This is a genomic window from Pantoea alhagi (assembly GCF_002101395.1).
In the GTDB taxonomy this organism is placed as follows: Bacteria; Pseudomonadota; Gammaproteobacteria; order Enterobacterales; family Enterobacteriaceae; genus Mixta; species Mixta alhagi.
On the sequence record NZ_CP019706.1, the window covers coordinates 995,482 to 1,020,839 of the forward strand.

At 46.8% G+C, this 25,358-nt stretch carries 19 protein-coding genes and 5 pseudogenes; 8 read left to right on the plus strand and 16 right to left on the minus strand.

The window, feature by feature from the left end:
• Positions 1-88: 88 nt before the first annotated feature.
• The 3 genes from B1H58_RS21270 to B1H58_RS04585 form a co-directional block, all read right to left on the minus strand.
• Entirely contained in the window at positions 89-199 is a 111-nt protein-coding gene (locus tag B1H58_RS21270; RefSeq protein ID WP_418304147.1) for a hypothetical protein, read from the minus strand.
• Between the two features lie 476 nt (positions 200-675).
• On the minus strand, positions 676-999 hold the full coding sequence (locus B1H58_RS04580) for a helix-turn-helix domain-containing protein (RefSeq protein ID WP_085068204.1): 324 nt from the start codon (positions 997-999) through the stop codon (positions 676-678).
• Positions 983-1,342 carry a type II toxin-antitoxin system RelE/ParE family toxin gene (locus B1H58_RS04585; RefSeq protein WP_085068205.1) on the minus strand — a complete coding sequence of 120 codons (360 nt, stop codon included), beginning with the start codon at positions 1,340-1,342 and terminating at the stop codon, positions 983-985. The genes B1H58_RS04580 and B1H58_RS04585 overlap by 17 nt, the downstream gene beginning before the upstream one ends.
• Positions 1,343-1,771: 429 nt before the next feature.
• Between B1H58_RS04585 and B1H58_RS21275 the strand changes: the two genes are divergently transcribed.
• The 5 genes and pseudogenes from B1H58_RS21275 to B1H58_RS04620 form a co-directional block, all read left to right on the plus strand.
• Positions 1,772-2,107: a phage integrase N-terminal domain-containing protein gene (locus tag B1H58_RS21275; protein ID WP_418304138.1), complete on the plus strand. Its 336-nt coding sequence runs from the start codon at positions 1,772-1,774 to the stop codon at positions 2,105-2,107.
• The gene (locus tag B1H58_RS04600; RefSeq protein WP_085068206.1) at positions 2,100-4,460 is read left to right on the plus strand and encodes a type I restriction-modification system subunit M; all 2,361 of its coding nucleotides are present in this window, start codon (positions 2,100-2,102) and stop codon (positions 4,458-4,460) included. Before B1H58_RS21275 ends, B1H58_RS04600 begins: the two co-directional genes overlap by 8 nt.
• Positions 4,460-5,779 carry a restriction endonuclease subunit S gene (locus tag B1H58_RS20890; RefSeq protein ID WP_208615336.1) on the plus strand — a complete coding sequence of 440 codons (1,320 nt, stop codon included), beginning with the start codon at positions 4,460-4,462 and terminating at the stop codon, positions 5,777-5,779. The genes B1H58_RS04600 and B1H58_RS20890 overlap by 1 nt, the downstream gene beginning before the upstream one ends.
• Positions 5,776-9,024: a type I restriction endonuclease subunit R gene (locus tag B1H58_RS04615; RefSeq protein ID WP_085068207.1), complete on the plus strand. Its 3,249-nt coding sequence runs from the start codon at positions 5,776-5,778 to the stop codon at positions 9,022-9,024. Before B1H58_RS20890 ends, B1H58_RS04615 begins: the two co-directional genes overlap by 4 nt.
• 29 nt (positions 9,025-9,053) lie before the next feature.
• Positions 9,054-10,505, plus strand: a pseudogene (locus tag B1H58_RS04620) (AAA family ATPase); the annotation flags it as partial.
• Positions 10,506-10,508: 3 nt separating this feature from the next.
• Here B1H58_RS04620 and B1H58_RS04625 read toward each other — a convergent pair.
• A pseudogene (locus B1H58_RS04625) lies at positions 10,509-11,569 on the minus strand (IS3 family transposase); the annotation flags it as partial.
• Between the two features lie 72 nt (positions 11,570-11,641).
• Here B1H58_RS04625 and B1H58_RS04630 point away from each other — a divergent pair.
• Positions 11,642-12,810, plus strand: a protein-coding gene (locus tag B1H58_RS04630; protein ID WP_157130148.1) for an IS3 family transposase whose coding sequence is annotated in 2 segments (ribosomal slippage) — positions 11,642-11,891 and positions 11,891-12,810 — 1,170 coding nt in all. Because the reading frame shifts where the segments join, the coding sequence is not laid out codon by codon here.
• 12 nt (positions 12,811-12,822) lie between these two features.
• On the opposite strand, the pseudogene B1H58_RS04635 reads toward B1H58_RS04630, so the two are convergent.
• Positions 12,823-13,062, minus strand: a pseudogene (locus B1H58_RS04635) (McrC family protein); the annotation flags it as partial.
• Positions 13,059-13,607: pseudogene (locus B1H58_RS04640) on the minus strand (AAA family ATPase); the annotation flags it as partial. The pseudogenes B1H58_RS04640 and B1H58_RS04635, both read right to left, overlap by 4 nt.
• A 78-nt stretch (positions 13,608-13,685) precedes the next feature.
• Between B1H58_RS04640 and B1H58_RS04645 the strand changes: the two are divergent.
• Positions 13,686-14,797, plus strand: a protein-coding gene (locus B1H58_RS04645; RefSeq protein ID WP_157130149.1) for an IS3 family transposase whose coding sequence is annotated in 2 segments (ribosomal slippage) — positions 13,686-13,947 and positions 13,947-14,797 — 1,113 coding nt in all. Because the reading frame shifts where the segments join, the coding sequence is not laid out codon by codon here.
• A gap of 158 nt (positions 14,798-14,955) precedes the next feature.
• Here the strand turns inward: B1H58_RS04645 and B1H58_RS04650 are convergent.
• The 8 genes from B1H58_RS04650 to B1H58_RS04695 form a co-directional block, all read right to left on the minus strand.
• Positions 14,956-15,255 carry a contact-dependent growth inhibition system immunity protein gene (locus B1H58_RS04650; RefSeq protein ID WP_085068209.1) on the minus strand — a complete coding sequence of 100 codons (300 nt, stop codon included), beginning with the start codon at positions 15,253-15,255 and terminating at the stop codon, positions 14,956-14,958.
• A gap of 7 nt (positions 15,256-15,262) precedes the next feature.
• Positions 15,263-16,087, minus strand: a complete 825-nt coding sequence (locus B1H58_RS04655) for an RNase A-like domain-containing protein (protein WP_085068210.1) — start codon at positions 16,085-16,087, stop codon at positions 15,263-15,265.
• A gap of 467 nt (positions 16,088-16,554) precedes the next feature.
• Positions 16,555-17,505 (minus strand): nucleotidyl transferase AbiEii/AbiGii toxin family protein, encoded by a 951-nt coding sequence (locus B1H58_RS04660; RefSeq protein WP_085068211.1) that lies wholly within the window; start codon positions 17,503-17,505, stop codon positions 16,555-16,557.
• Positions 17,498-17,893, minus strand: a complete 396-nt coding sequence (locus B1H58_RS04665) for a DUF6088 family protein (RefSeq protein WP_004186793.1) — start codon at positions 17,891-17,893, stop codon at positions 17,498-17,500. Before B1H58_RS04665 ends, B1H58_RS04660 begins: the two co-directional genes overlap by 8 nt.
• A gap of 74 nt (positions 17,894-17,967) precedes the next feature.
• Complete coding sequence (locus B1H58_RS04670; RefSeq protein WP_085068212.1) at positions 17,968-18,780, minus strand: DUF4942 domain-containing protein; 813 nt, start codon at positions 18,778-18,780, stop codon at positions 17,968-17,970.
• Positions 18,781-18,809: 29 nt separating this feature from the next.
• Positions 18,810-19,930 (minus strand): IS3 family transposase gene (locus tag B1H58_RS04675; protein WP_157130150.1). Its coding sequence is split into 2 segments (ribosomal slippage): positions 18,810-19,672 and positions 19,672-19,930, totalling 1,122 coding nucleotides; the frame shifts between segments, so codons are not numbered across the junction.
• 49 nt (positions 19,931-19,979) lie between these two features.
• Positions 19,980-20,213 carry an AAA family ATPase gene (locus tag B1H58_RS21280; RefSeq protein ID WP_085068215.1) on the minus strand — a complete coding sequence of 78 codons (234 nt, stop codon included), beginning with the start codon at positions 20,211-20,213 and terminating at the stop codon, positions 19,980-19,982.
• An 807-nt stretch (positions 20,214-21,020) separates the two neighbouring features.
• Positions 21,021-22,132, minus strand: a protein-coding gene (locus B1H58_RS04695) for an IS3 family transposase (RefSeq protein ID WP_157130138.1) whose coding sequence is annotated in 2 segments (ribosomal slippage) — positions 21,021-21,871 and positions 21,871-22,132 — 1,113 coding nt in all. Because the reading frame shifts where the segments join, the coding sequence is not laid out codon by codon here.
• Between the two features lie 79 nt (positions 22,133-22,211).
• Here B1H58_RS04695 and B1H58_RS20975 point away from each other — a divergent pair.
• Positions 22,212-22,328, plus strand: a pseudogene (locus tag B1H58_RS20975) (transcriptional regulator); the annotation flags it as partial.
• A gap of 111 nt (positions 22,329-22,439) precedes the next feature.
• Here B1H58_RS20975 and B1H58_RS04700 read toward each other — a convergent pair.
• Positions 22,440-23,387 carry a hypothetical protein gene (locus tag B1H58_RS04700; RefSeq protein ID WP_085068217.1) on the minus strand — a complete coding sequence of 316 codons (948 nt, stop codon included), beginning with the start codon at positions 23,385-23,387 and terminating at the stop codon, positions 22,440-22,442.
• Between the two features lie 51 nt (positions 23,388-23,438).
• Complete coding sequence (locus B1H58_RS04705; protein ID WP_085068218.1) at positions 23,439-24,695, minus strand: tyrosine-type recombinase/integrase; 1,257 nt, start codon at positions 24,693-24,695, stop codon at positions 23,439-23,441.
• Positions 24,696-25,358: the final 663 nt, after the last annotated feature.

The window sequence follows — 25,358 nt, forward strand, 5'->3', positions numbered from 1 at the left end:
TAATTTTCCTTAGAGTAATTCAGATGTGTACTGTGCGTGGATATTAACCTGCATTGAAATAATCGGCTTATTTTTCTGTTGATTCTTTCTACCGAATAAAATTAACAGTAATTAAATAATTGTCATCGTGTGGCGTAGCGATGTCATAAGCGACCAAATAATGTTTTCCTGAGTTAAACGTATAGTTAAAAACCGGCAGGCATTCGCCTTAAGCTGTATAAATCGGTTCATTATCAAACTGCTTGATAAATTTATCGCCTGTATCGCTGTAAATCTGTATGGCGGTGATTTTCTCTCCGGCATTCACTTTTGATGCGATACGACATGATTGTCTTTAATTGTAGCCGTTGTGCTAACGCGTGGGGTCGCCCTGTCCGGGGCAGCCTGTGAGGAGTAATACTGCTGTTAATATTAGGCTTTTATTCATCATATTTTTTGTCTGATACAGAGCATCACAGCAACATAATCCTGCCAGTGCATAAATATCGCCAGGGCCTTTCTTTAGCCATCCACTGGGCGGGATACAAATGGTAAAAATAGTGAAAAAAGCTGCTGCGATGTATAGCTGCTACAGGGCCGTGGATTATCTGCTGTCATCTTTGCGGCTATGGCCTGACAGTGAGCGGCTCATCATTTTATCTCAACTATATCTCCTACATTGACCAGCCCAATAACTCAAACCAACACTTTCAACCCATGCTTCTGCACCACGGTAAGCAGTTTCAGCGATAACCCACTCGGGCGCTTTGCGCCACTTTCCCATTTCTGCACTGTCGAGACGCTGGTATTCAGGTAACGGGCAAAAACCGGCTGGCTGACGTTCAGCTTCTCGCGTAGCGCCTTAATCTCGATGGGTTGAAGCTCATCCACGTTGTTGAGGCACGCTTTATCAAAGTTGCGCATCGTTTCCTGCGGGATGGCATCAACGCGTAATAATCCAGAAGCTGTGCTGTGGATGGCCTCAAATGCAGGACTCTTAAATTTACTTTTTGCAGTCATGACAAATCTCCACCAGTTCTTTATTCTTAATCAGTGCCGTAATCTTTTCATCAGCAAGGGCAGCGTAGTGCTTTGCTAACTCGCGAAATCCGGCCAGTTCGCGTTGATCGATATTTGCCATATCCTGTTTGGCATACAGGAACGTGTAAAACCAGTGCTCGCCGTCTTTCGCCAGGATAATGGCACGGTCGCGATTCTGGTTCAGCCGTTTCTTGTAAACACCACCACCAAGATCGTCAGCCTTCCCCTGCACTACCGCCTCTATAGCCCGACATAACTCACTATCTTTGATGGCGTGAGATTTAGCTGCCTCGCTGAACCATTTAGTTTTGAATACGCGCATCAGGCTGACATCCTGCCATATTAAATATAGCACCTGGTGCCAGGTTATTCCCTTTTCTCGCTGATGCAAAGTCTTTGAAGGCAACGTCATTTTGCCATACTTTTAACCATCTATATCTGGTGTCAACGGACAACCGTGAAGGCAAGCAACCTCACTCAACGACTCATGAATCTGACACACCAGTTCGGATGCCGAACTGTTCACTTTTACAGGAGATTTGAACCGATATCGAGGCAGGCCAATAGCCTGAGGGGATAACCTGCAATCGCAGGAGGGTGTACAGAGTGCATTACCGACGCCCCGCAATACCTCAACAACTGCCCGCTCTGGCGCACAGATATCCGTTCAAGGCAGGTCAATATGATTGTTTCTGCCATTAAGCCCACGCGCCAGAGAAATGCAGCTCGTTGAAATTGTGAGAGGTTTACTATGAGTAAATTAAGTCGTGAAATGAAAACGCTGGCTAAGCACGTCGGCGGCAGCTTTAAAACCGTTCACGATCGTATCCAAAATAAACCTGTGACCCGTCATCCTCGACACAGTCAGCCGTCTCGCTCCGGGACAGTACCTGCATGTCGTATGGCGGTAAGGAGCCACTTTGCCACATATTGCATTGTCCTCCTGAAACTGGTCATTTCTTTGCCCTATATCGTTTGCGATAGTCCCTGTAGCAGGTATCATTTTGCGCATTGCATTCCACAACTGAATTCTTGCCTCTGCATATTTGCAGTATGGCTGCGATCTCCCCGAGGGTTTCATGACTAACACTAATTTTTCTCAAACGGCTGCGTTTATCTGGTCGGTGGCTGATCTGCTGCGCGGTGATTTCAAACAGTCTCAGTACGGGCGCGTGATCCTGCCTTTTACGCTGCTGCGTCGTCTTGAGTGTGTGCTGGCGGAAACCAAAGACGCGGTGGTGGCGAAATATGATGAATTAAAAACCAGCCCGCTGCCGGAAGATGCCAAAGAGAAGTTTCTGCTGCGCGCCAGCGGGCTCTCCTTCTTCAACACCTCGAAGATGGATCTTGGCAAGATGGGACAGAACGACATCAAAGCCAACCTGGAAAGCTATGTGCAGTCGTTCTCCACCGATGCGCGTGAAATCTTCGATCACTTCAAATTCAGCGAGTTTGTCGGCCTGCTGGAAGATGCCAACCTGCTGTTCAAAGTGGTGAAGAAATTCGCCACCACCGATCTCAGCCCGAAAGCGATTTCCAACTATGAGATGGGCCTGGTGTTTGAAGAACTTATCCGTCGTTTCGCGGAAAGCTCTAACGAGACCGCCGGTGAGCACTTCACCCCACGCGATATCGTGCGTCTGACCACTTCGCTGGTGTTTATGGAAGATGATGAAGCCCTGACACAGGACGGTATCATCCGCACTATTTATGATCCGACGGCTGGAACAGGCGGTTTCCTCTCTGCGGGTATGGAATATGTGCACGAGCTGAACCCTAACGCAGTCATGCGCGCCTTTGGTCAGGAGCTGAACCCGGAATCTTATGCTATTTGTAAAGCCGACATGCTGATCAAAGGCCAGGATGTCAGCCGTATTAAGCTGGGTAACACCCTCTCTAACGACCAGCTGCCACAGGATCAGTTCGACTACATGCTCTCTAACCCGCCGTTTGGCGTGGACTGGAAAAAGATTGAGGGTGAGATTAACGACGAACATACGCAGAAAGGCTTTAATGGTCGATTTGGCCCGGGCCTGCCGCGTGTTTCCGACGGCTCTCTGCTGTTCCTGATGCACCTGATCAGCAAAATGCGCGACAACCACAATGTGGATGGCACCGTGAGCAACGGTGGGCGTATCGGGATTATCCTTAACGGTTCCCCATTGTTTACCGGTGGTGCGGGCAGCGGTGAGAGCGAAATCCGTCGCTACATTCTGGAAGCTGATTTGCTGGAAGGCATCGTCGCGCTGCCAACGGACATGTTCTACAACACCGGCATTGCCACCTACGTCTGGATCCTATCCAACAAGAAAGCACCTGAGCGTAAAGGCAAGGTACAGCTGATTGATGGTACCAACCTGTGCGGCAAGATGCGTAAATCACTGGGTTCCAAGCGCAACCTGATGGGCGAAGATGATATCAAACTGATCACGCAGACCTTCGGTAATTTTGAGGTGGTGGATGCCACAACCCTGGAAGAGCTTGGTCTGGAAAAAGCCGCCGAGCAAAAATCCAGCTGTGGCCGTCAGTCTGCCACCACTAAAACCGAAGCGCCGAAAACCTTCGCCAGCAAAATCTTCAACAGCACCGACTTTGGCTATCGCCGCCTGACCATTGAGCGCCCGCTGCGGTTATCTGCACAGGTGACTGATGAAGCGATTGCGACGCTGCGCTTTGCGCCGAAGCCGTTTAATGCGCCGATGGAACGCCTGTATGAAGAGTTCGCAGCCCAGTGGCAGGAGGATAGCTATGGTGAATTCTCCGAACTGGAAGCAGAAGCGCGCGCCATTATCAAAGCTGAATTTGCTGAACTGAAAGAGAAGCAGATTAAAGACCTGCTCGACAGCAAGCTGTGGCTGGCGCAGCGTGAGTTAATGGAAAAAGCGCAGCAGGTTCAGACGGCTTTGGGTACGCAGGCGGGTGGCAAAACGCTGGTGAGCAATGACTTCAACCAGTTCCAGCTGACCCTGAAAGGGGCAATCAAAACCGCTGGCGTGAAGCTGGACGCGAAAGAGAACAAGCAGTTTATCGATGCCATCACCACCAAAAACCCGGATGCCGAGCCGGTTGTGAAAAAAGTGCTGAAAGAAGTCGCTCAGCCGCTGTACGGTGCGTTTGAGTACAAAGGCAAGGTTGTTGAGTTTGAACAGGATGGCGAGCTGCGTGATAACGAAAACGTGCCGCTGAACCCGGAGGTGTCTACCAGCGACCTGATTGAAAACTATTTCGAGTCTGAAGTGCTGCCACATGTGAATGACGCCTGGATCAACGCCGATAAGCGAGATGCGAAGGATGGTGAGGTGGGAATTGTCGGTTACGAGATCCCGTTTAACCGCCATTTCTATGTTTACCAGCCGCCGCGCCCGCTATCCGAGATTGATGCCGATCTGGATGCGGTCAGCGCCGAAATTATGAAGCTGCTGCAGGAGGTGCATTCCTGATGGCTAAGTATAAGGCATATCCGGAGTATAAGGATTCTGGGGTAGAGTGGCTGGGGGAGATTCCTGAGGATTGGTCTGTCACTAAATTAAAGTACATCGCAGATTTGCAAACCGCAAAATCTACCAATTCAGATGAGTTATTTGTTGGATTGGAAAATATATCGAGTGGTGATGGTAAGTATATATCAAAAGAAGAAAGCATAGCAGATGGTACATCGGTGTCGTTTCAAAAGAATGATGTTCTTTTCGGGAAGTTGCGGCCTTATCTTGCCAAATCTTGGTTAGCTACTTTCTCCGGGGTATGCTCATCTGAGTTTCTGGTGCTTCGTACAGCTAAATTACATCCAAAATATCTTAATTATTATTCACTAACAAATGAATTTATTGAGCAGGTTAATTCCTCAACTTATGGCTCCAAAATGCCACGAGCAAATTGGGAGTTTATTGGTCTGTTACCTGTACCAACCTGTTCTTATTCTTTATCAGAGAGGGTAGCCTGGTTCCTCGATTACGAAACTGCAAAAATCGATCACTTGATCGAGAAGCAACAGCAACTGATTGAACTGCTGAAAGAAAAGCGCCAGGCAGTGATTAGCCATGCCGTCACCAAAGGGCTAAACCCTGATGTGCCGATGAAAGATTCTGGTGTTGAGTGGTTAGGGGAAGTGCCGGAGCATTGGGAAGTTGTCTACATTAAACATCTTACAGCGGTTAAAAGAGGTGCCAGCCCGCGGCCAATTGATGATCCTAAATATTTTGATGATGACGGTGAGTATTCTTGGACAAGAATTGCAGATGTTTCAAATTCTGGGATGTATTTAACTGAAACTACTCAAAGGCTTTCAAAGCTAGGTGCATCTCTAAGCGTTAGACTAGATGCAAATCAGCTTTTTTTAAGTATTGCTGGGACAGTGGGTAAGCCTTGCTTAACCACATCAAGGGCATGCATTCACGATGGATTTGTTTATTTCCCATCGCTGAAGATAAATAATAAATTTCTTTATTATATTTTTGAGGCAGGCCAAGCATACCTTGGGCTAGGTAAAATGGGGACGCAATTAAATTTAAATACTGATACTGTTGGAGGTATTAGTATTGGGTTGCCTACTGATGATGAAATTGAACATATTGTTGAGTATATAGAATCACAAAAACAAAAGTATGACATAATAATTTCGACAGCTAATAAGACAATTGAGCTAATGCAGGAACGCCGCACCGCCCTTATCTCCGCCGCCGTCACCGGAAAAATCGATGTCCGCGATTGGGTTGCCCCTGAAACGCAGGATGTTGAGAAGCCAGAGGAGGCTACCGCATGAGCATGGACAGCACCAAGGAGCTGATTTTCCAGGATGAAATGATCGCTCAGATGATCGACAGAGGCTGGGTTCATGGCAAAAATAACGGCTACGATCGCGAACGTGCGCTTTACTCACAGGATGCCCTGACCTTTGTGCAAACCACCCAACCTCAGGAGTGGGAGAAGTTTGCCAAGATTTACCCTACTGATACCGAGCGTCATTTCCTCGATGCGCTGGTGGCGCAGCTGAAAAAAGCGGATATCAACGCTACCGATATGCTTTCGCGCACCTACGGCACGCTCGGCGTGCTGCGTCATGGTATCAAAAGCCATAACGCGCGTTTTTCCCTGTGCCAGTTTAAGCCGGAACATAACCTCAATCCGGAAACCCTGACTCGCTATAAACAGAACATCTGCCGTATTGTGCCGGAGCTGGTTTACAGTCCGCATGCGTCGAAAGCCGCATTTGAAGAAACGGGCGTGAAGGCGAAGAAATGGCGTATCGACCTGGTGTTGTTCGTTAATGGTCTGCCGATAGCGACTCTGGAACTGAAGTCTGAATTTAAGCAGACGGTGCAAAACGCCATCACGCAATATAAAAAAACGCGTTTGCCAAAGGACCCAGGCACCAATAAACCTGAGCCGCTGCTGACCTTTAAACGCGGTGCGCTGGTGCACTTTGCCGTCAGCCAGTACGAAGTGTTTATGGCGACCAAACTCGATGGCGATAAAACCTTCTTCCTGCCGTTTAACAAAGGGACCCATGATGGCGGCGCGGGGAACGACATCCCGGAAGATGCCAACGACTATGCCACCAGCTACCTGTGGAATGAGGTGCTGCTGCCGGACAATCTTCTGAAAATTCTCGCCAGCTTTGTGCATCTGCAAATCGTAGAAAAAGAAAACGCCATTGGTCTGAAGTACAAAAGCGAGAGCCTGATTTTCCCGCGCTATCACCAGTGGGATGTGGTGAACAAACTGATCATCGCCGCTACGGTGGAAGGCACCGGCAATAAATACCTGATTCAGCACAGCGCGGGGTCGGGTAAATCGAACTCTATCGCCTGGACCGCCCATCAGCTTTCCCGCCTGTACGATGAAAATGGCGAGAAGCAGTTCCACTCGGTGATTGTGGTGACGGACCGCACCGTGCTGGACGACCAGCTGCAGGACACCATCTATCAGTTTGAGCATCAGGATGGCGTTGTCGGGCGTATCAATAACAAAGAAGGCGACGGTTCTAAATCGGAGAAACTGGCCAGTGCGCTGGAAAACTCACAGCCGATCATTATCGTCACCATCCAGACCTTCCCGTTTGTTCTGAAGGCGATTGAAAACAGCGTCAGCCTCAAGCAGCGTAAATACGCGGTGATTGCCGACGAGGCGCACTCCTCGCAGAGTGGTTCTACGGCGCGTCAGCTGAAAGAAGTGCTGATGACCGAAGAAACGGATGACGATGTGGAGATGTCTTCAGAAGATATTCTGGATGCCACCGTCGCCGCACGTAAAGGCAGCAACAACCTCAACTATTACGCCTTTACTGCCACGCCGAAAGCCAAAACGCTGGAGCTGTTTGGCCGTCGTCCTAATCCGCAGGAACCGGCGTCCAAAACTAACAAACCGGAAGCGTTCCACGTTTACTCCATGCGTCAGGCCATCGAAGAAGGCTTTATTCTTGATGTGCTGAAGAACTACACCAACTACAAGGTGGCGTACAAGCTGCTGCAAAAGCTGGACGATCCTGACCGGGAAGTGGACAGCAAAAAAGCCAGGATCAAACTTAATCAATGGGTTGCATTGCACGACCATAACGTGTCGCAGAAAGTGAAGGTGATTGTTGAGCACTTCCGCAAGCATGTTATGCACCTGCTGGGTGGGCAAGCCAAAGCGATGGTGGTGACCAGTTCCCGTAAAGCGGCGGTGCGCTACAAGCTGGCTTTCGATAAATACATCGCCGAGCAAAAATACAACAAGATCAGTGCGATGGTGGCGTTCTCCGGGGAAGTAGAATTCCACGAAGATGACTACAACAGCCTTGCACTGCTTAACCAGAAGTTCACAGAGATCAATATGAACCCAGGCCTCAAAGGCCGGGATATGCGTAAAGCATTTGATACCGATGATTACCAGGTGATGCTGGTGGCCAACAAATTCCAGACCGGTTTTGACCAGCCCAAGCTGTGCGCCATGTATGTGGATAAAAAGCTGGGCGGTGTGGAGTGCGTACAGACGCTGTCGCGTCTGAACCGTACCTATCCTGGAAAGGCGCAGTCTGGAACCTTTGTACTCGATTTCTACAACGAGCCCGACGAGATTTTGGGGGCTTTCCAGCCGTACTACCAGACAGCAGAGCTGACGGATGTCAGCGATCCGCAACTTGTCTTTGAGCTATATGAAAAGCTGCGTACCAGCGGCATTTTCCTGTGGAACGAAGTGGAGCAGTTCTGTGAAGCGTTCTTCAGCAAAAACAAATCCAACGCGGCCATTAGCAATATCTGCAAACCTGCGGTGGAACGCTGGAAGCATCGCTATACATCGGCGATTGATGCGTATGTGCTGGCCAAAGAGATGTTTGAACGTACCAAGAAGACCGGCGATATTGTGCTGATCACCAATGCGGAAAACACCTTTAAGGACTGCGAAAAAGAAAAAAGTAAGCTGGATATCTTCAAGAAAGATCTCGGCAGCTTTGTTCGCTTTTACGAGTTTATGTCACAAATCGTCGATTACGATGACAAGAACCTGGAAAAGCTGAGCCTGTTTGCCCGTCACCTGCGTCCGTTGCTGCATGAGCAACGTATCGAAGAAGATGAAATTGATTTAAGCAACGTCGAGATGAGCCATTATCGTCTGTCGAAGCTTCACGAACAGCACCTGAAGCTGCAAGAGGATGCTGAAGAATACAAAATCAAACCCGGTAATGGTATCGGTACGGCAAAGCCGAAGGACAAGAAAGAGGAGTTTCTGTCAAATATCCTGGCTCGCCTTAACGAGCTGTTCGTCACCGATAATCTCACCGATAAAGACATGATCAATTATGCCTTCGCGGTGCGCGACAAGCTGTCAGAAAACCAGGCGGTGATGACCCAGATCGCGAACAATACGCGCGAACAGGCGATGCTGGGCGATTTTCCGAAAGCCATTGATGATGCCGTGATGGACAGTAACGACGCCCAGCAGGAGATGATGGTGCAGTACCTCTCTAATCCTGAACTGGCGAAAGGCTTTGCTCGGGTAGTGTTTGATATGTTGAAAGGGGCTTAACGCTTTTTCATCAAGGAGTGGTTTAGGAAATGCTGAATTCTCTGGAGATATACCAGGCGTTGAATGATTTGGGTTACCGGCTTGAGGCTGGAAAATTCGAGCCAAGCTATGCATCCGAGCATGCACTCGGGAATGGAAAGTATCTGTATGTCAAACGCAGGCGGGACGGCGTTGTTAACAAGAGTCCATTGGTTCTTGCACCAGAAACCCTTGCCGTAAAGGCGGAAATTGATCGTATTGCGGGTATCCACTGCCTTTGGGAAAAAGTAAAAAGCACCAGCTACCGCCGTTATCCGAAAGATAATGGTACGTCCCAATATGGTTTCGCGGCTGATGTTGAGTCAGTTGAAGCGTTACAGGCGCTGGTGGCTTTGCTGGGTGGTAAACCATCTATAACTACCCAATCCGGACTAAAAAGAGACAACGAAAATAAGGAACAATCGTTAATGTATCCCTTAAACCAAATTCTCTTTGGACCACCCGGCACGGGTAAAACCTACAGTACCACCGAAATGGCGGTCAAAATTGCCGATAATGCATGGTACCAACAGGCTACGCGCGAAAATCATGGCAATGACTTACGGGAGTTGGTAAAAGAACGCTATAAGGCGTTAGTAGAAAAGCAGCGCATTATGTTTACCACCTTCCATCAGAGCTTCTCCTATGAAGACTTTATCGAAGGGATTCGCGCGACTACTGATGAAAAATCGGGCGCGCTTCGCTACGAAGTTGTCGATGGTATTTTTAAACAGCTGTGCCTGAATGCTGAAGTTAAAACGCGTGGTAGTTCAACCCAGTCATTGTCCCTGAATGGGAGACGGATTTGGAAAATGTCTCTTGGAAATACTCTTGACGGTGAAGATTATATTTTCGATGAGTGCCTTGCGAACAATTATATTCTATTAGGTTGGGGGGATAATCTTGATTTTAGTGGCTGCACGACAGCTGCTGATGTCCGACTGCGCATAGATGGAGCGAGTGATAGTCTGGTTGAGCGAAGCGAATACATGCTGACTGCGGTCAATGTGTTTAAAAATATTATGCAGAAAGGTGATTTGGTTATTATTTCCGATGGCAATCATAAGTTTAGGGCCATTGCCGAGATCGCTGGAGATTATCAATATCTGCCTAATGATGAACGCGTAGGCTATCATCAAATGCGTAAGGTCAACTGGCTACGAACCTATTCGCCGAGCTTACCGAAAGAACAGCTTTTTTTAAAAACACTTTCACAAATGACATTATATGAGTTAAGGGACACCTCAGTTGATAGGGAAAAACTGTCTCAACTACTGGCTCCGGTTGAAACAACTGACAATCAAGCATTGCCGCACGTGCTCATCATCGATGAAATAAATCGTGGTAATATTGCCCGCATCTTTGGTGAATTAATTACTCTGTTGGAACCCGATAAACGATTGGGTGCCGAAGATACCCGTACCTTAGTGTTACCGTATTCTAAGAAGTTTGTAAATAGACCCGTTTTAGTTCCATGCATTTTTTGAGATCCCGGCCAGATAATGTTGTTGGCGATATTCCTCCGGTGTCATATTGTTCAGCGATTCATGCGGGCGTTCACAGTTATATTCTGATAACCATTTATCCGTGATTTCCCGCACCTCATTCAGCGTTCTGAACAGATAAAAATCGAGTATTTCTGTACGGTATGTCCGGTTAAAACGCTCAATGAAAGCGTTCTGTGTTGGCTTACCCGGCTGGATAAACTCCAGTTTTATTGCATGTTTCTCTGCCCATTCAGCCAGTGCCAGCGAGATAAATTCCGGTCCGTTATCCATGCGAAGCATGGCAGGATAGCCACGGTTTGCCGCGATCCTGTCGAGCACCCGGACCACTCGCGGGGCTGGCAGATTCAGATCGATTTCAATCGACAATGCCTCACGGTTAAAGTCATCAACGACATTGAACGTGCGAAAACGACGGCCACAGACCAGGGCATCATTCATAAAATCGACAGACCAGCTCTGGTTCAGCGCTTCCGGCGTGGCCAGCGGCGAAGGATTACGCACCGGCAGCCGTTGTTTACCCTTACGGCGAAAATTCAGCCTGAGCAGACAGTAAATACGGTGGAGCCTTTTGTGATTCCATTGATACCCCTGACGTCGCAGAACCTGATAAAGCTTCGGAAAACCGTATCGCGGGTATCGTTCAGCCGCCGCCTGCAATGCGGCAATAACGGGTTCATCACGCGTGGTATCCGGGCGGTAATGATAAACCGTTCTGCTCAGGTTCAGACTTCGGCAGGCCTGGCGAATACTGAGTCCGAATGCCGTTATCAGATGTGTTACCAGCTCACGCTTAAAGGCTGGTTTTAAAGCTTTTTTTCGATAACGTCTTTCAGAGCCCGGTTCTCAAGACTCAGGTCGGCAAACATCTGTTTGAGACGGCGGTTTTCGTCCTCAAGGTCCTTTATCTTTTTAATATCAGATGCTTCCATGCCGCCGTATTTAGACTTCCAGTTGTAGTAAGTGGCTTCAGAGATACCGGCCTCCCGGCAAACATCCTTAACAGTTCGTCCGGCTTCAACTGTAGTGGTTTACTGAATTTGGCCACCTGAACAGAGGTGATATGCTCGCCTCAGAACAATACAGGTGCCCCAATGAAAAAAAGAAATTTCAGTGCAGAGTTCAAACGCGAATCAGCCCAGCTTGTCGTCGATCAGAATTACACCGTTGCTGAAGCGGCTGAAGCGATGGATATAGGGCTTTCTACCATGACGCGCTGGGTTAAACAGTTGCGTGATGAACGTCAGGGCAAAACGCCAAAAGCCTCGCCGATAACGCCGGAACAAATTGAAATTCGTGAGCTGAAGAAAAAACTTCAACGTATTGAAATGGAAAATGACATATTAAAAAAGGCTACCGCGCTCTTGATGTCAGACTCCCTGAACAGTTCTCGTTAATCGGGAAGCTCAGAGCGCGTTATCCCGTGGCGATACTGTGCCATGTGTTTGGGGTTCACCGTAGCAGCTACAAATACTGGAAAAGTCGTCCTGATGAACCGGATATCAGGCGGACAGCGTTGCGTAGCCAGGTGCAGGAGTTACACAGCATCAGTCATGGCTCAGCGGGCGCAAGAAGCATTGCCACTATGGCAACACTTAAAGGCTTCCGTATGGGGCGCTGGCTTGCTGGCAAACTCATGAAAGAGCTGGGACTTGTAAGCTGCCAGCAGCCAACACACCGGTATAAGCGCGGTGGACAGGAACACATCGCTATACCGAACCACCTTGATCGTCAGTTCGCGGTCATCGAGCCCAACCAGGTATGGTGCGGCGACGTGACTTATATCTGGACAGGAAAACGTTGGGCATATCTTGCTGTTGTTCTCGACCTGTTCGCCAGAAAACCCGTGGGCTGGGCAATGTCATTCTCACCGGACAGCAAACTCACTATGAAAGCGCTGGAAATGGCCTGGGAGCGTCGGGGAAAGCCAGGCGGAGTGATGTTCCATAGCGATCAGGGTAGCCACTACACAAGCCGGCAGTTCAGGCAGTTACTGTGGCGTTGCAGGATAAAGCAGAGCATGAGTCGGCGGGGAAATTGCTGGGATAACAGCCCAATGGAGCGGTTCTTCCGGAGCCTGAAAAATGAATGGGTTCCCGTGATGGGATACATGAACTTCAGTGAAGCCTCTCATGCGATCACAGATTACATCGTGGGTTACTACAGCACGCTCAGGCCGCATGAATATAACGGTGGATTACCACCAAACGAATCGGAAAGTCGATACTGGAAAAACTCTAAAGCGGTGGCCAGTTTTTGTTGACCACTACACAAGTGTGGTTTTAGGCAGAATTTCAATTGACTCGCCATTCGGGGATTGTAGATAACCGACATAGCTTCCCAAACGCAAAAACCGCTTCCCTTCCCGGCTGAGAATTTGCGAGGTGCCACTCCACTTTTGATGTAATTGCTCAAGCCAGGAAAAGGTTGCCTCAGAGACAATCCCCAAATCCATACTGGCTGGTTGAGCGCTATCACACGTCAGCAGAGCATATTCCCGGACCTGAGTCATCATGCGACAATACCCTGATAGGCTTCAGCCGACGCGAAAGCATTATCATTGATACGGAAACGTCTGTCAGACAAGCTATCCGCAATTTCTTTCGGGAATAGTGCAGAAAATGACGGTAATTGTGCTGACTGTTGCAATAGGATAAAACGGTTTTCTTTCGCTTTCACCGAATCATTCAGTACCCAACCGATACGCTCATAATCATCAAAGAAATACTCTCTCAGCAATGGAATGATTTTGCTCTGAAAGATGCTGGCAAGACAGGCTTCGCGGTCGGCGTTATTTTCTAATTTCTTTAGCGGCATAAAGTAAGCATGGCCAATCGTATGCTCACTATCCAGTAGCGCTTCGATACGCTGATTAATACGCGTTAACAACTTTTCGACATCAACGCCAAACGCAGTGACCCCAGCTAAAAACTCCGGTCGCGCAGGCATTTCTGTAAAGCTAAAGCGGCGTCTTAACGCCAGGTCCATTTGAATTAACGATTTATCAGCCGTATTCATAGTGCCAATCACATAGACATTCCTGGGCACGGAAAACAACTTGTAAGTATCCCGCATAATCGTACCATTCACATTCAGAGATCATCCGGCATAATCAATCTGCCAACAAAGGAGATCGCTATGCGTAAAGCCCGTTTTACTGAGCATCAGATCATCGCCGTGATTAAGTCGGTTGAAGCCGGACGAACTGTTAAGGATGTTTGCCGGGAGGCCGGTATCTCTGAAGCCACTTACTACAACTGGAAGTCTAAATACGGCGGCATGGAAGCATCTGATATTAAAAAGATAAAGGACCTTGAGGACGAAAACCGCCGTCTCAAACAGATGTTTGCCGACCTGAGTCTTGAGAACCGGGCTCTGAAAGACGTTATCGAAAAAAAGCTTTAAAACCAGCCTTTAAGCGTGAGCTGGTAACACATCTGATAACGGCATTCGGACTCAGTATTCGCCAGGCCTGCCGAAGTCTGAACCTGAGCAGAACGGTTTATCATTACCGCCCGGATACCACGCGTGATGAACCCGTTATTGCCGCATTGCAGGCGGCGGCTGAACGATACCCGCGATACGGTTTTCCGAAGCTTTATCAGGTTCTGCGACGTCAGGGGTATCAATGGAATCACAAAAGGCTCCACCGTATTTACTGTCTGCTCAGGCTGAATTTTCGCCGTAAGGGTAAACAACGGCTGCCGGTGCGTAATCCTTCGCCGCTGGCCACGCCGGAAGCGCTGAACCAGAGCTGGTCTGTCGATTTTATGAATGATGCCCTGGTCTGTGGCCGTCGTTTTCGCACGTTCAATGTCGTTGATGACTTTAACCGTGAGGCATTGTCGATTGAAATCGATCTGAATCTGCCAGCCCCGCGAGTGGTCCGGGTGCTCGACAGGATCGCGGCAAACCGTGGCTATCCTGCCATGCTTCGCATGGATAACGGACCGGAATTTATCTCGCTGGCACTGGCTGAATGGGCAGAGAAACATGCAATAAAACTGGAGTTTATCCAGCCGGGTAAGCCAACACAGAACGCTTTCATTGAGCGTTTTAACCGGACATACCGTACAGAAATACTCGATTTTTATCTGTTCAGAACGCTGAATGAGGTGCGGGAAATCACGGATAAATGGTTATCAGAATATAACTGTGAACGCCCGCATGAATCGCTGAACAATATGACACCGGAGGAATATCGCCAACAACATTATCTGGCCGGGATCTCAAAAAATGCATGGAACTAAAACGGGTCTATTTACAGCCCCTGGGTGACTTGATTGCATCATTTGGTGTTAAGGCCGGACTCGATCAATATCATAACTTATTGAAAGAAAGCAAAGAACAATCTCTCCCCTATTTATACCCCCATATTTTTTATGAGCGTAAGTGAAATGGGAGAAGCTTACATGCGGCTAAGCGCCAGTCTGCGCACCGTCATCAAGAAGTCATAAGCTGTCGTTTCCCAAAGCTCCGGTAAGAAATCGTGGCCATATCGATTTTTAAACTCCTCATCCAAATGGTCTTTGTAGCAATCTATAAAATCATCAACTTCTTCTGCCAACTCTTTCAACATCCATTCCGGAGCAACCTTTATGAATAATCCGGTGATACCTTCAACCGTGTCCTCATCGTCATTAATGATGTCGTAATCCTGATTAAAATATCCCTGAATCAACTGATCAAGGTGATGAAATTTTTGCATAATTCACCTATGGGGTTGGAAAGGCAGTAAGGATATAGTAAGGCTTTCCGTTATATTCCTGAATATCAATGACGATACGGACAGCATGCATACTGATTCGCTGAGTATTTCCACGCGCGTATCCATATCCTATTTCCCGTCCGGCAGGATAGTTAATAGTAAGACGTACACCGTGCTTACCGCCAGCCAACGCAGATTTGATGCCATCCCGGTTAATATAAAGCGCTCGTGAAATAACGTTCTCAGCAACATCTAAATTTTTAAATGTTGACGACATTGTGAGCCGTTTATTTCGTTCAAATCGAGCCAACAGTTCATTATCTGTTTTGCCTACATGATTCGCCAGGGTATGACCGCCTGGTTTTAATCCGGTTAAAGATTCATGTTCTACCAGTCTGACACGGCCAGCTTTAATAGCTGCAACTCTTGCTGCGCCAATAGCCATGGCAAATCCAATCGGAACAGCAATATCAACCGTCATACCTATTTTTAATGCTGTATCTTCATCAGCTCCCAGCTGTCGGGCTGCACTCACTGCTAACTGATATGTAGCTGAACGCGTATCCCTGCCTGATATCATCTGCTGAGCTGCGGCATGTACACTATCCAGGCTATGAGCACCGACGACCACACATCCCGCTTTAGTAAGACCTGTCGGTTCTGGCGCTATACATAGCGTTACTGCTCCGGCCATCTCGACGCCACCAAGCAAAACGCCTAATCCACCAAGCAGTCTGTTACTTAGAGTCTCGGCTTCAGTTACTGTCTTGTCTGAAAGAACGGCCGCCAGCTGTACAGGCGACATTACAATTCTCATTCCACCATCATCCATAATGACCTTCCTCAGATTGTTAGAGCCTGAAACTTTCTTTAAAACGGAATAAAAAAGATTTTAGCTAAAAGCCTTCACATTCTACACACTTGATTAAAAATTAATAAATCAACCCTTTATTAAAATAATCATTAGCGAAAGATGATGGTTCCCCTTCACTGCGGGTATGTATCAGTAAGTTGATGTAGATTGAATCAGGTTGACTTAGGTTGAGTGAAAAAGCGAGGAAAGCCTTGCAGATACTGGATTTCAGGCACAAAAAAAGCCGCCCCTGGGCGACTTGATTGCATCATTTGGGCAAGACCAGACTCGCACATAATGATTAATCCTTTGATTTAAAAATAATTACAAATAATCTTTAGTTAATGTGCCAACATCGATACCAACACATTAAAACGTTGATTTTGGGACTCGAATCGGGGCAAAAGTTACCTGGAAAATGCTCACCATCGAGCGTATCTCTGGCGCTATGCATCAATCACATCCAATGCCGTTATGCGAAAACAGGCATAGGCCTCTTCCCAGGAAACGTGGCTTTCACCGAACACCATTGGTGTAACAAACTGCAGATAGCGTTCCTTATAAACAGGGTTGCTCGCCAGTTCTTCCAACCCCATTTTTAGTTCTTCAACAGGCGACTCGCAGAATTCAGGATACTGAGCACCGTAACGTTGGATATCCTGCTCAATACATTCCTGCACAAAGCGCTTCAAAACAGGAACGTCAGCACCTTTTTCTCTAACAATACAAAAGTTGTCGTAGATATGACGCACCAGTGACTCATCCACTGCACGCTCCACATCACGCATACTTGCAGCCGTTCTGCGCATCATCGAGATCAGTTTTTCAGCCTGCGTGCTACCGATAGTTGCGCAGGGAAAAGCCCTCACTACTTCGCCCTTCTTTGTTAGATCCATTACCAGTGAGCTAATAGCACGATTTTCCGCAGCCTCAAGCAAATCCGTTTCCATCAGTTCCAGTTTGATAAATGGCCTTAAACAGGGAATTTGTGCATATTCCTGCGGGTAGCGTACCGGAATTTCATTATAGCGATATTCATCACGAGTAACCTTTGGATACTCTTCATCCATGCGAAACGTATCTGAGGCTGTAATCGTTTCGATAATGGTCTGAATAATATCCTTACGGATGCTTTTACGCTGACCTCTGGAATATTGCTGGGAAAAACCGGCGACAGGAACAAGCTTAATGTCCACGTCCTCCGACATCCTGTTCAAAGATATCCCCGCTTTTGACAATGCCGTTCCACCGGCAAAAACCAGTTGATGTGTGTCAAACGCCAGAGGCTGGAGCAATCGCAATAACTCAACGATGTAATAATCTTTCTCTACAATTGCAACTGATTCAATGCCCAGAGCATCAGCAACGTCCGGGAATAGCTTTGTTAAATCATCCATTTAGTTTGCTGCTCCCTACTGACAATGTTCTCTTGAAACGGGGGGAGGTTTTGATTTCAAGTGACGCGGGGATCTGGGTAGATTTACCACTGTTGTAGGCACTTGTTGCTCCTGCCAGACGGTAATCCACTTTCAGACGTTCCAACGCCTCAATCATTACCGCAGCAGAACCTCCGGGAGCAGCAGGCATCAGCTTACCGGTAATCGCATTTTGCCGCGCTTTGGTGTAGACGCCATAGCCTACTTTCAGTAGCTGCCCTTCCTTCATCAGCTCACGCAGTGCTCTGCCTATTTGATCGTAGCCAGCAAGATCTTTGAAATCGTCACGAGTGAAAACATAACGCTTTGAGCGCTTCAGCCGTGACTGAATACGAGCTTTTATGGTCATGTCATCCTCCTTTGTTCGTTTCTTCATCATAGCAAACATACGACACTTTTAACAGCAAACATACGACAACTCACTTACCTCGCTGCCAGCATTCCCGGATAGTGTTTAGCTATGATATTGTTCATACGTTTAATCAACTCCAGACGCTTGAAGGTCAAGTGCGCCGTACCTTTTTGATAGTAACGAATGCTGAATAACTCATCTTCGTAAACATTCTTAGCCGGATTATCACGAATATGCTCCATCAATCGGGTAGAGATATCACCCCGGTTGTCAGGGATGGGTTTGCCATCCAGCAGAAACAGCATTCTTTCCAGATCCGCCAGTTGATCCCGTCGCCAACCCCAGTTAAGGCTAAAGCCCCAGCGGTTATGCGTCACCAGATTGTTAATGATGATCTTCTTACCGAAGCAGCAGGGACTATTGGTTTTGTAATCCCATGACAGACCTTTGAACACGTTGATAATCCCTCGCTCAAAGACATCCATTTTGTTCAAATGTAACTGCTCAAAAGTACTGAGGATATTCGCCTCACTGATCGCAGGAAGTTCGCCCTCCTCCAGATTCTTATGCCATTGGTCGCGAGCCTGAGCATCCATCAAGGCCATCATGCCGGACTTCAGCATCAAATCGCGCCAGATGCTGCGATCTATATTGCGGGTGACGGCAGGCATCGCTTTATCAGTCTTTTCAGTTAGCCAGCTATCGTAGCGATGCCCGGTTTTCATCGCCCAGTCTTGCGCTGTGCCACCGCCAATTTCTGAGGTTAGCCGTGAAATGGCATCAAGCTGCTGGATAAGTTGCTCAATTTGTTTCAGTGCGGCATCGCGACCAGTGAGCACACGTTCGATATTGGTCGAAAGGATGAGTTCGTTGTGTTCCGTCAATGACCTGCCCCCAGGATTAAATACAAGGCTCAGTTAGTAATGTCGGATCCTTCACTCTCAGAATTACCCTTTCTCCAGCCCGCTGCAAATTCAGACGGCGTCTGATAATTCAGCGTGGAGTGCGGGCGACATTCGTTATAATCCTGACGCCATTCACTGATGGTTTTCCTGGCATGACTGACGTCGCTGAACCAGTGTTCATTCAGGCATTCATCGCGAAAGCGTCCGTTAAAACTCTCAATAAATCCGTTCTGTGTCGGCTTGCCAGGCTGGATAAGTCGCAGCTCCACACCATGCTCAAAGGCCCATTGATCGAGCGCACGACAGGTAAATTCCGGGCCCTGATCAGTTCTTATCGTAGCCGGATAGCTTTGAGACAGCGCAATGCTGTCCAGAATACGCGTGACCTGCACGCCTGAAATCCCAAAGGCAACAGTGACAGTCAGGTATTCCTTTGTGAAGTCATCGACGCAGGTGAGGCACTTGATCCTGCGACCGGTAGCCAGCGCATCCATGACGAAATCCATCGACCAGGTCAGATTGGGCGCCGCCGGGCGGAGCAGCGGCAGACGTTCTGTTGCAAGCCCTTTACGACGTCGTCTGCGTTTAACGCCCGGCCCGTTCAGATGATAAAGGCGGTACACGCGCTTGTGATTAACATGAAGCCCTTCACGGCGCAATAACTGCCAGATGCGGCGGTAGCCAAAACGCCTGCGCGCCAGTGCCAGCTCAGTGATGCGCCCTGATAAATGCGCATCAGCAGCCGGACGCTGAGCGTCATAACGGCAGGTCGACAGGGACAAACCTGTGAGTCTGCAGGCACGACGTTGCGCCAGACCGGTCGCATCACATATCAACATCACAGCTTCCCGCTTCTGGTCTGTCGTCAGTACTTTCGCCCAAGAGCCACCTGAAGCGCCTCCTTATCCGGCATGGCTTCGGCCAGCAGCTTCCTGAGTCGGGCGTTCTCTTCCTCAGGCGACTTCAGGCGCTTAACCTCTGGCACCTCCATACCGCCATACTTTTTACGCCAGGTGTAAAACGTGGCGTCGGAAATGGCGTGCTTGCGGCAGAGTTCACGGGCGGATACCCCGGCTTCAGCCTCGCGGAGAATACTGATGATCTGTTGGTCGGAAAAACGCTTCTTCATGGGGATGTCCTCATGTGTCTTATGAAGACATTACTAACACCGGGGTGTTTTAATCAACGGGGAGCAGGTCAGGATTTTTTAGTCCTCGATAAAAATCCTCTTCAGAAAGTATCCTCGAATTCAATGGTAGAGAATCATCTAAGATTAGTCTCATAGCATTAAAAAGATTTGTCTTACCTGAAGCATTTTCACCAATAATTGTATTTACTGAATTTTGCTTGAAATGAAAAACTGAATTAGGAAAGCTCTTGTAATTTTTTATGGATATTTTGCTAATGAACATTTGTCACATCATTATCATGTACATTATTAGTTGTATGCAATTCATCAATCTATGTTGCAGACAATACTTAAGCAATTCGTGAGTAAAAAACCAACCATCTCTTCAAGCAAAAAAGTTTTTATAAAAAAGGCCTTAAAAAACATAACCTTGCCTTTAAAATATGATTAAAATTTTTCTTGTGTTACGTTAACATAATCATTTATATTATGAAAGTAAATGTTTAATGATTTAATACAAAGTGTTAGGTTTTTTCAGTATTCCTGCACTTAATATTAATAAAATGATTCAAGCTTAAGGGCAGTATAAAAAAGGAAACTTTATGAAATTTTTTTTAAACATAATGAGAATGGGAAATATATTATTTTTCGGATATTTATTCAGCATAACAATATCATCTTTAACTTTGTTATGGGTGTATTTTCAGCCTCTTAACAGCCTTGTCTGGCTCTTCATTCCATTAATAGCCCCTATAATTTTCTCAGTAATCATCATAATAACAAGGAATAAAGAACAACGAGATCTTGTCAAATCCTTAAATGATTCTGTATTGTTCTCAATTTCTGCCATTACTACTGGGTTAATAATCTTTAAAACCATAGAAATACACGATATCAATATATTCAATCTATTGGTGCATAATAGAGTAGGTTACTTATTGATATGTGGACACACAATTTTATACACAATAAAAGCGACCATAGCAATGTGTGAAAGTTATGATAATTGGTTAAAATTATTTAAAGAGAAGATTTTTATTTTTTTAGCATAACTGTTGAATAAACAATAACAAGTGTAAATAGACCCGTTTTAGTTCCATGCATTTTTTGAGATCCCGGCCAGATAATGTTGTTGGCGATATTCCTCCGGTGTCATATTGTTCAGCGATTCATGCGGGCGTTCACAGTTATATTCTGATAACCATTTATCCGTGATTTCCCGCACCTCATTCAGCGTTCTGAACAGATAAAAATCGAGTATTTCTGTACGGTATGTCCGGTTAAAACGCTCAATGAAAGCGTTCTGTGTTGGCTTACCCGGCTGGATAAACTCCAGTTTTATTGCATGTTTCTCTGCCCATTCAGCCAGTGCCAGCGAGATAAATTCCGGTCCGTTATCCATGCGAAGCATGGCAGGATAGCCACGGTTTGCCGCGATCCTGTCGAGCACCCGGACCACTCGCGGGGCTGGCAGATTCAGATCGATTTCAATCGACAATGCCTCACGGTTAAAGTCATCAACGACATTGAACGTGCGAAAACGACGGCCACAGACCAGGGCATCATTCATAAAATCGACAGACCAGCTCTGGTTCAGCGCTTCCGGCGTGGCCAGCGGCGAAGGATTACGCACCGGCAGCCGTTGTTTACCCTTACGGCGAAAATTCAGCCTGAGCAGACAGTAAATACGGTGGAGCCTTTTGTGATTCCATTGATACCCCTGACGTCGCAGAACCTGATAAAGCTTCGGAAAACCGTATCGCGGGTATCGTTCAGCCGCCGCCTGCAATGCGGCAATAACGGGTTCATCACGCGTGGTATCCGGGCGGTAATGATAAACCGTTCTGCTCAGGTTCAGACTTCGGCAGGCCTGGCGAATACTGAGTCCGAATGCCGTTATCAGATGTGTTACCAGCTCACGCTTAAAGGCTGGTTTTAAAGCTTTTTTTCGATAACGTCTTTCAGAGCCCGGTTCTCAAGACTCAGGTCGGCAAACATCTGTTTGAGACGGCGGTTTTCGTCCTCAAGGTCCTTTATCTTTTTAATATCAGATGCTTCCATGCCGCCGTATTTAGACTTCCAGTTGTAGTAAGTGGTTTCAGAGATACCGGCCTCCCGGCAAACATCCTTAACAGTTCGTCCGGCTTCAACCGACTTAATCACGGCGATGATCTGATGCTCAGTAAAACGGGCTTTACGCATAGCGATCTCCTTTGTTGGCAGATTGATTATGCCGGATGATCTCTGAATGTGAATGGTACGATTATGCGGGATACTTACATTTGAACTTGCCTGTCGGTTGGCATCGGTACTACACTTTCCGGCTTGTTATTTTTATGCGGTGGAAGACGATCTGGCAGAAATGATTCTTGGATATTCAGAATCGCAGGGAAAATAAGCCCTATAAGACGTATTAGCTCCCGCCCCCCTCAATAAGGGGCTGGAGCGGTGTAAAGGTAGATGCGCAGATAATGAATAGAGTGTATTCCTTAAGTATCTGTGAAACTCTTCATTCTTTGAACCATTTAGGCATATTTGATTGACTTACAGACACACGTTTTAATGAGTCTTGGTTTTTATCATCTTTAATACAATTAATTTCTTCAAACCCCCATTTCCCATCACGATTAGAGAAATAAACTGTGTATTTATCTGTATTAAATCCAAAATAGTGCTCTGTTGAATCACTAATATTCAAGGAGCCGCAAGTTGCAGAAGTACGCCATTCACTACTCGTAGCCCAATCAAGCACGACTACTACAAAATTCTCAGCCCAGCGAGGTACAGCAAACAGCAGTAATGATGTTAACATGATGACTCCAAAAATAGTCATTAACTGATGCCCTTCTAGTTTATTTGATACTAACAGAAAAATACCGTATGAAACCGGCTGTAAAAACATGAAAAAATAAATAGCAAAAAAAGCAAATTTCCATCCAAACTCAAGCAACGGAGAATCACTTATATCCATATTGCTCATTTGCATAAAATAGCTAGCCGCATATGTACTTGTAATGAAATACAATAAGGATACACCACTGACAAACACAATTTTCAGCTTACTAAAAATAATACTATTTCCACGCTCAAGGTCATAAAAGGTAAAAACACCGCTAATAACGACAAATATAATAAATGCCAGAATAAACCATCTCGCAAGCCATACAAGGCCAATGTTTAGTAAGAACAAAGATGATAAAAAGAACAGCCAAGCTAGTAATGATAGCCCTCCTGAAATTTTCTTGACAAGCTTGTCATTATTAAAATAAACAAAATAATATATTATTCTTCTAAACTCATCCTTTTTATAAAAACAAACAACCACCGTCAAAAAAAGAAACAACAAAACAAATATTTTTTTAAAAATGAATTCGTGCCCAACAAGAAAAATATTAGTAATTAAAAATAATGATAGGGTTATATAAAGAAAATATGTCTTTATCTTATCGAATAGCATAGTATTTCATCCATAAAATAATTTCAGGTTAAAATTATGTGCATATAAAACTCATCTCCCCCTAAACTCATACGGCACCACATATCCTTCCCGATTCGCATCAAGATAATCCGCCCACCATTGCAGCATTAGCCTTCGCTCTTCGATGTGTTCAGCCTTATGGATATAAGCCGCCCGCACGCTATTGCGCTCCTGGTGGCTCATTTGCCGCTCGACCGCATCCCGCGACCACTGCCCGGATTCAACCAGAGCGCTACAGGCCATTGTGCGGAAACCATGCCCGCACAGTTCAGTAGTGGTGTCATATCCCATAACCCGCAGCGCATTATTGACGGTGTTTTCACTCATCGGTTTAGTCGGGCGACGATCTCCGGGGAAGATAAGTTCATAAGCACCGCTGATAGCCTTAATCTCTTTCAACAGCGCCAAAGCCTGGCGGGATAACGGTACTAAGTGTTCAGTGCGCATTTTTGCCCCGCGCTGAGAGTGCTTTACACCAGGGATGGCTTTACGTTCAGCGGGTATCGTCCACATAGCGCGTTTAAAGTCGATCTCGGTCCAGCGGGCAAAACGTAGTTCACTGGAGCGGATAAAGACGCATAGCGTAAACTTTAAGGCCAGGGTGGTTAATGCCCGCCCTTTATAGCTTTCAATCCTTGCCAGAAAATCCGGAAGCTTATCCAGCTTCAACGCCGGACGATGGGTTGCCTTCGGCGGCGCTATCGCCCCGGAGAGATCCTGAGCAGGATTGCGCTCTATCAGATCGTTCTGCACCGCATAGCGCATAATATCGGTCACTCGCTGACGTAGCCGTGACGCCAAATCGAGATAGCCGTTTTGCTCCACGGCTTTCAGCGGCTCAAGCAAGTCTTTAGTCTTCAGGTCCGCTATGTGGCGATGGCCTATCGCCGGCAAAATATTACGTTCCATATCGCGCCATACCCGTCCGGCATGGGTTTCTGACCAGCGATTCTGACTAATGTACCGATGCCAGTCTCTCGCGACTTTCTCAAAGGTAATCAATGCGGCCTGTGCTTCTTCCTTTTCTTTCCCCCGTTTTTCTGCCGGGTTGATACCTTCAGCCAATAACAGCCGTACCTCATCACGCTTCTCACGGGCCTTTGCTAACGAGATTAGAGGATAAGCGCCAAAAGCGATGCGGCTTTCCTTGCCTTCGAAACGATACTTGAGATACCAGCGCTTAGAGCCGCCAGGGCTTATCAGCAGGTATAGTCCATGTGCATCGGCGAGTTTGTAAGCTTGCTCGCGAGGCTTAGCGGTGCGGGCTACAACGTCTGTCAGGGCCATAATTGGGGGTCAACTCCTAATCGAAGTGAATTGACCCTCATCTTGACCCCCAAATCATCTGGATGTCAATGGACAAAAAAAGACCAGTGCGGATAAAACGAACAGATCAGGAGGAAAAGAGATAAAACATCAATCTCTTAATAAACAAAAGGATATGGAGGCTTATGGAAGATTATGGACATAAAAAAAGCCACACTAAGGTGACTAATTTTTCCACAATGGTGCCGAAGGCCGGACTCGAACCTAACTCTCCATAACATGCTGTTCTTGCGTGCCGATTCGTTTCAAAGACGGAAATTGTAGGATCTCTAAGTCAGAGAAGCTACAACAAACAGTTGGTTTCGATTCAGTAATAATATTAGAAGCCCAAGTAGCCAAATCGTTATTTTGCATTAGCGCAAAACATGTCTAAAAAGTGATAAATGTCATTAAACTGAGCGGGACTTTGGCTCACAAATCTTAAACGCAACTGCGTTCATATTGCGGAAGGAATGCAGAATAATTCCCCACTAATTTTACATTATATAACTTGTTGATATGTATTTACTTCTACGGAAAATAGATTAACTTTACTAGAAGGAAACGCCACCGTAAGGCATACGTAACGCACCTGCATTTTAATGTTTCATTGACTCCTTTAGAAGCTAAGCGCTGATGAAATGA

What these genes read in the sequence shown, in the direction of transcription:
- B1H58_RS04580 (WP_085068204.1), bottom strand. Translation starts at nt 999, where the DNA reads ATGACTGCAAAAAGTAAATTTAAGAGTCCTGCATTTGAGGCCATCCAC.
- B1H58_RS04585 (WP_085068205.1), bottom strand. Translation starts at nt 1,342, where the DNA reads ATGCGCGTATTCAAAACTAAATGGTTCAGCGAGGCAGCTAAATCTCAC.
- B1H58_RS21275 (WP_418304138.1), top strand. Translation starts at nt 1,772, where the DNA reads ATGAGTAAATTAAGTCGTGAAATGAAAACGCTGGCTAAGCACGTCGGC.
- B1H58_RS04600 (WP_085068206.1), top strand. Translation starts at nt 2,100, where the DNA reads ATGACTAACACTAATTTTTCTCAAACGGCTGCGTTTATCTGGTCGGTG.
- B1H58_RS20890 (WP_208615336.1), top strand. Translation starts at nt 4,460, where the DNA reads ATGGCTAAGTATAAGGCATATCCGGAGTATAAGGATTCTGGGGTAGAG.
- B1H58_RS04615 (WP_085068207.1), top strand. Translation starts at nt 5,776, where the DNA reads ATGAGCATGGACAGCACCAAGGAGCTGATTTTCCAGGATGAAATGATC.
- B1H58_RS04650 (WP_085068209.1), bottom strand. Translation starts at nt 15,255, where the DNA reads ATGCAAAAATTTCATCACCTTGATCAGTTGATTCAGGGATATTTTAAT.
- B1H58_RS04655 (WP_085068210.1), bottom strand. Translation starts at nt 16,087, where the DNA reads ATGGATGATGGTGGAATGAGAATTGTAATGTCGCCTGTACAGCTGGCG.
- B1H58_RS04660 (WP_085068211.1), bottom strand. Translation starts at nt 17,505, where the DNA reads ATGGATGATTTAACAAAGCTATTCCCGGACGTTGCTGATGCTCTGGGC.
- B1H58_RS04665 (WP_004186793.1), bottom strand. Translation starts at nt 17,893, where the DNA reads ATGACCATAAAAGCTCGTATTCAGTCACGGCTGAAGCGCTCAAAGCGT.
- B1H58_RS21280 (WP_085068215.1), bottom strand. Translation starts at nt 20,213, where the DNA reads ATGTTCATTAGCAAAATATCCATAAAAAATTACAAGAGCTTTCCTAAT.
- B1H58_RS04700 (WP_085068217.1), bottom strand. Translation starts at nt 23,387, where the DNA reads ATGCTATTCGATAAGATAAAGACATATTTTCTTTATATAACCCTATCA.
- B1H58_RS04705 (WP_085068218.1), bottom strand. Translation starts at nt 24,695, where the DNA reads ATGGCCCTGACAGACGTTGTAGCCCGCACCGCTAAGCCTCGCGAGCAA.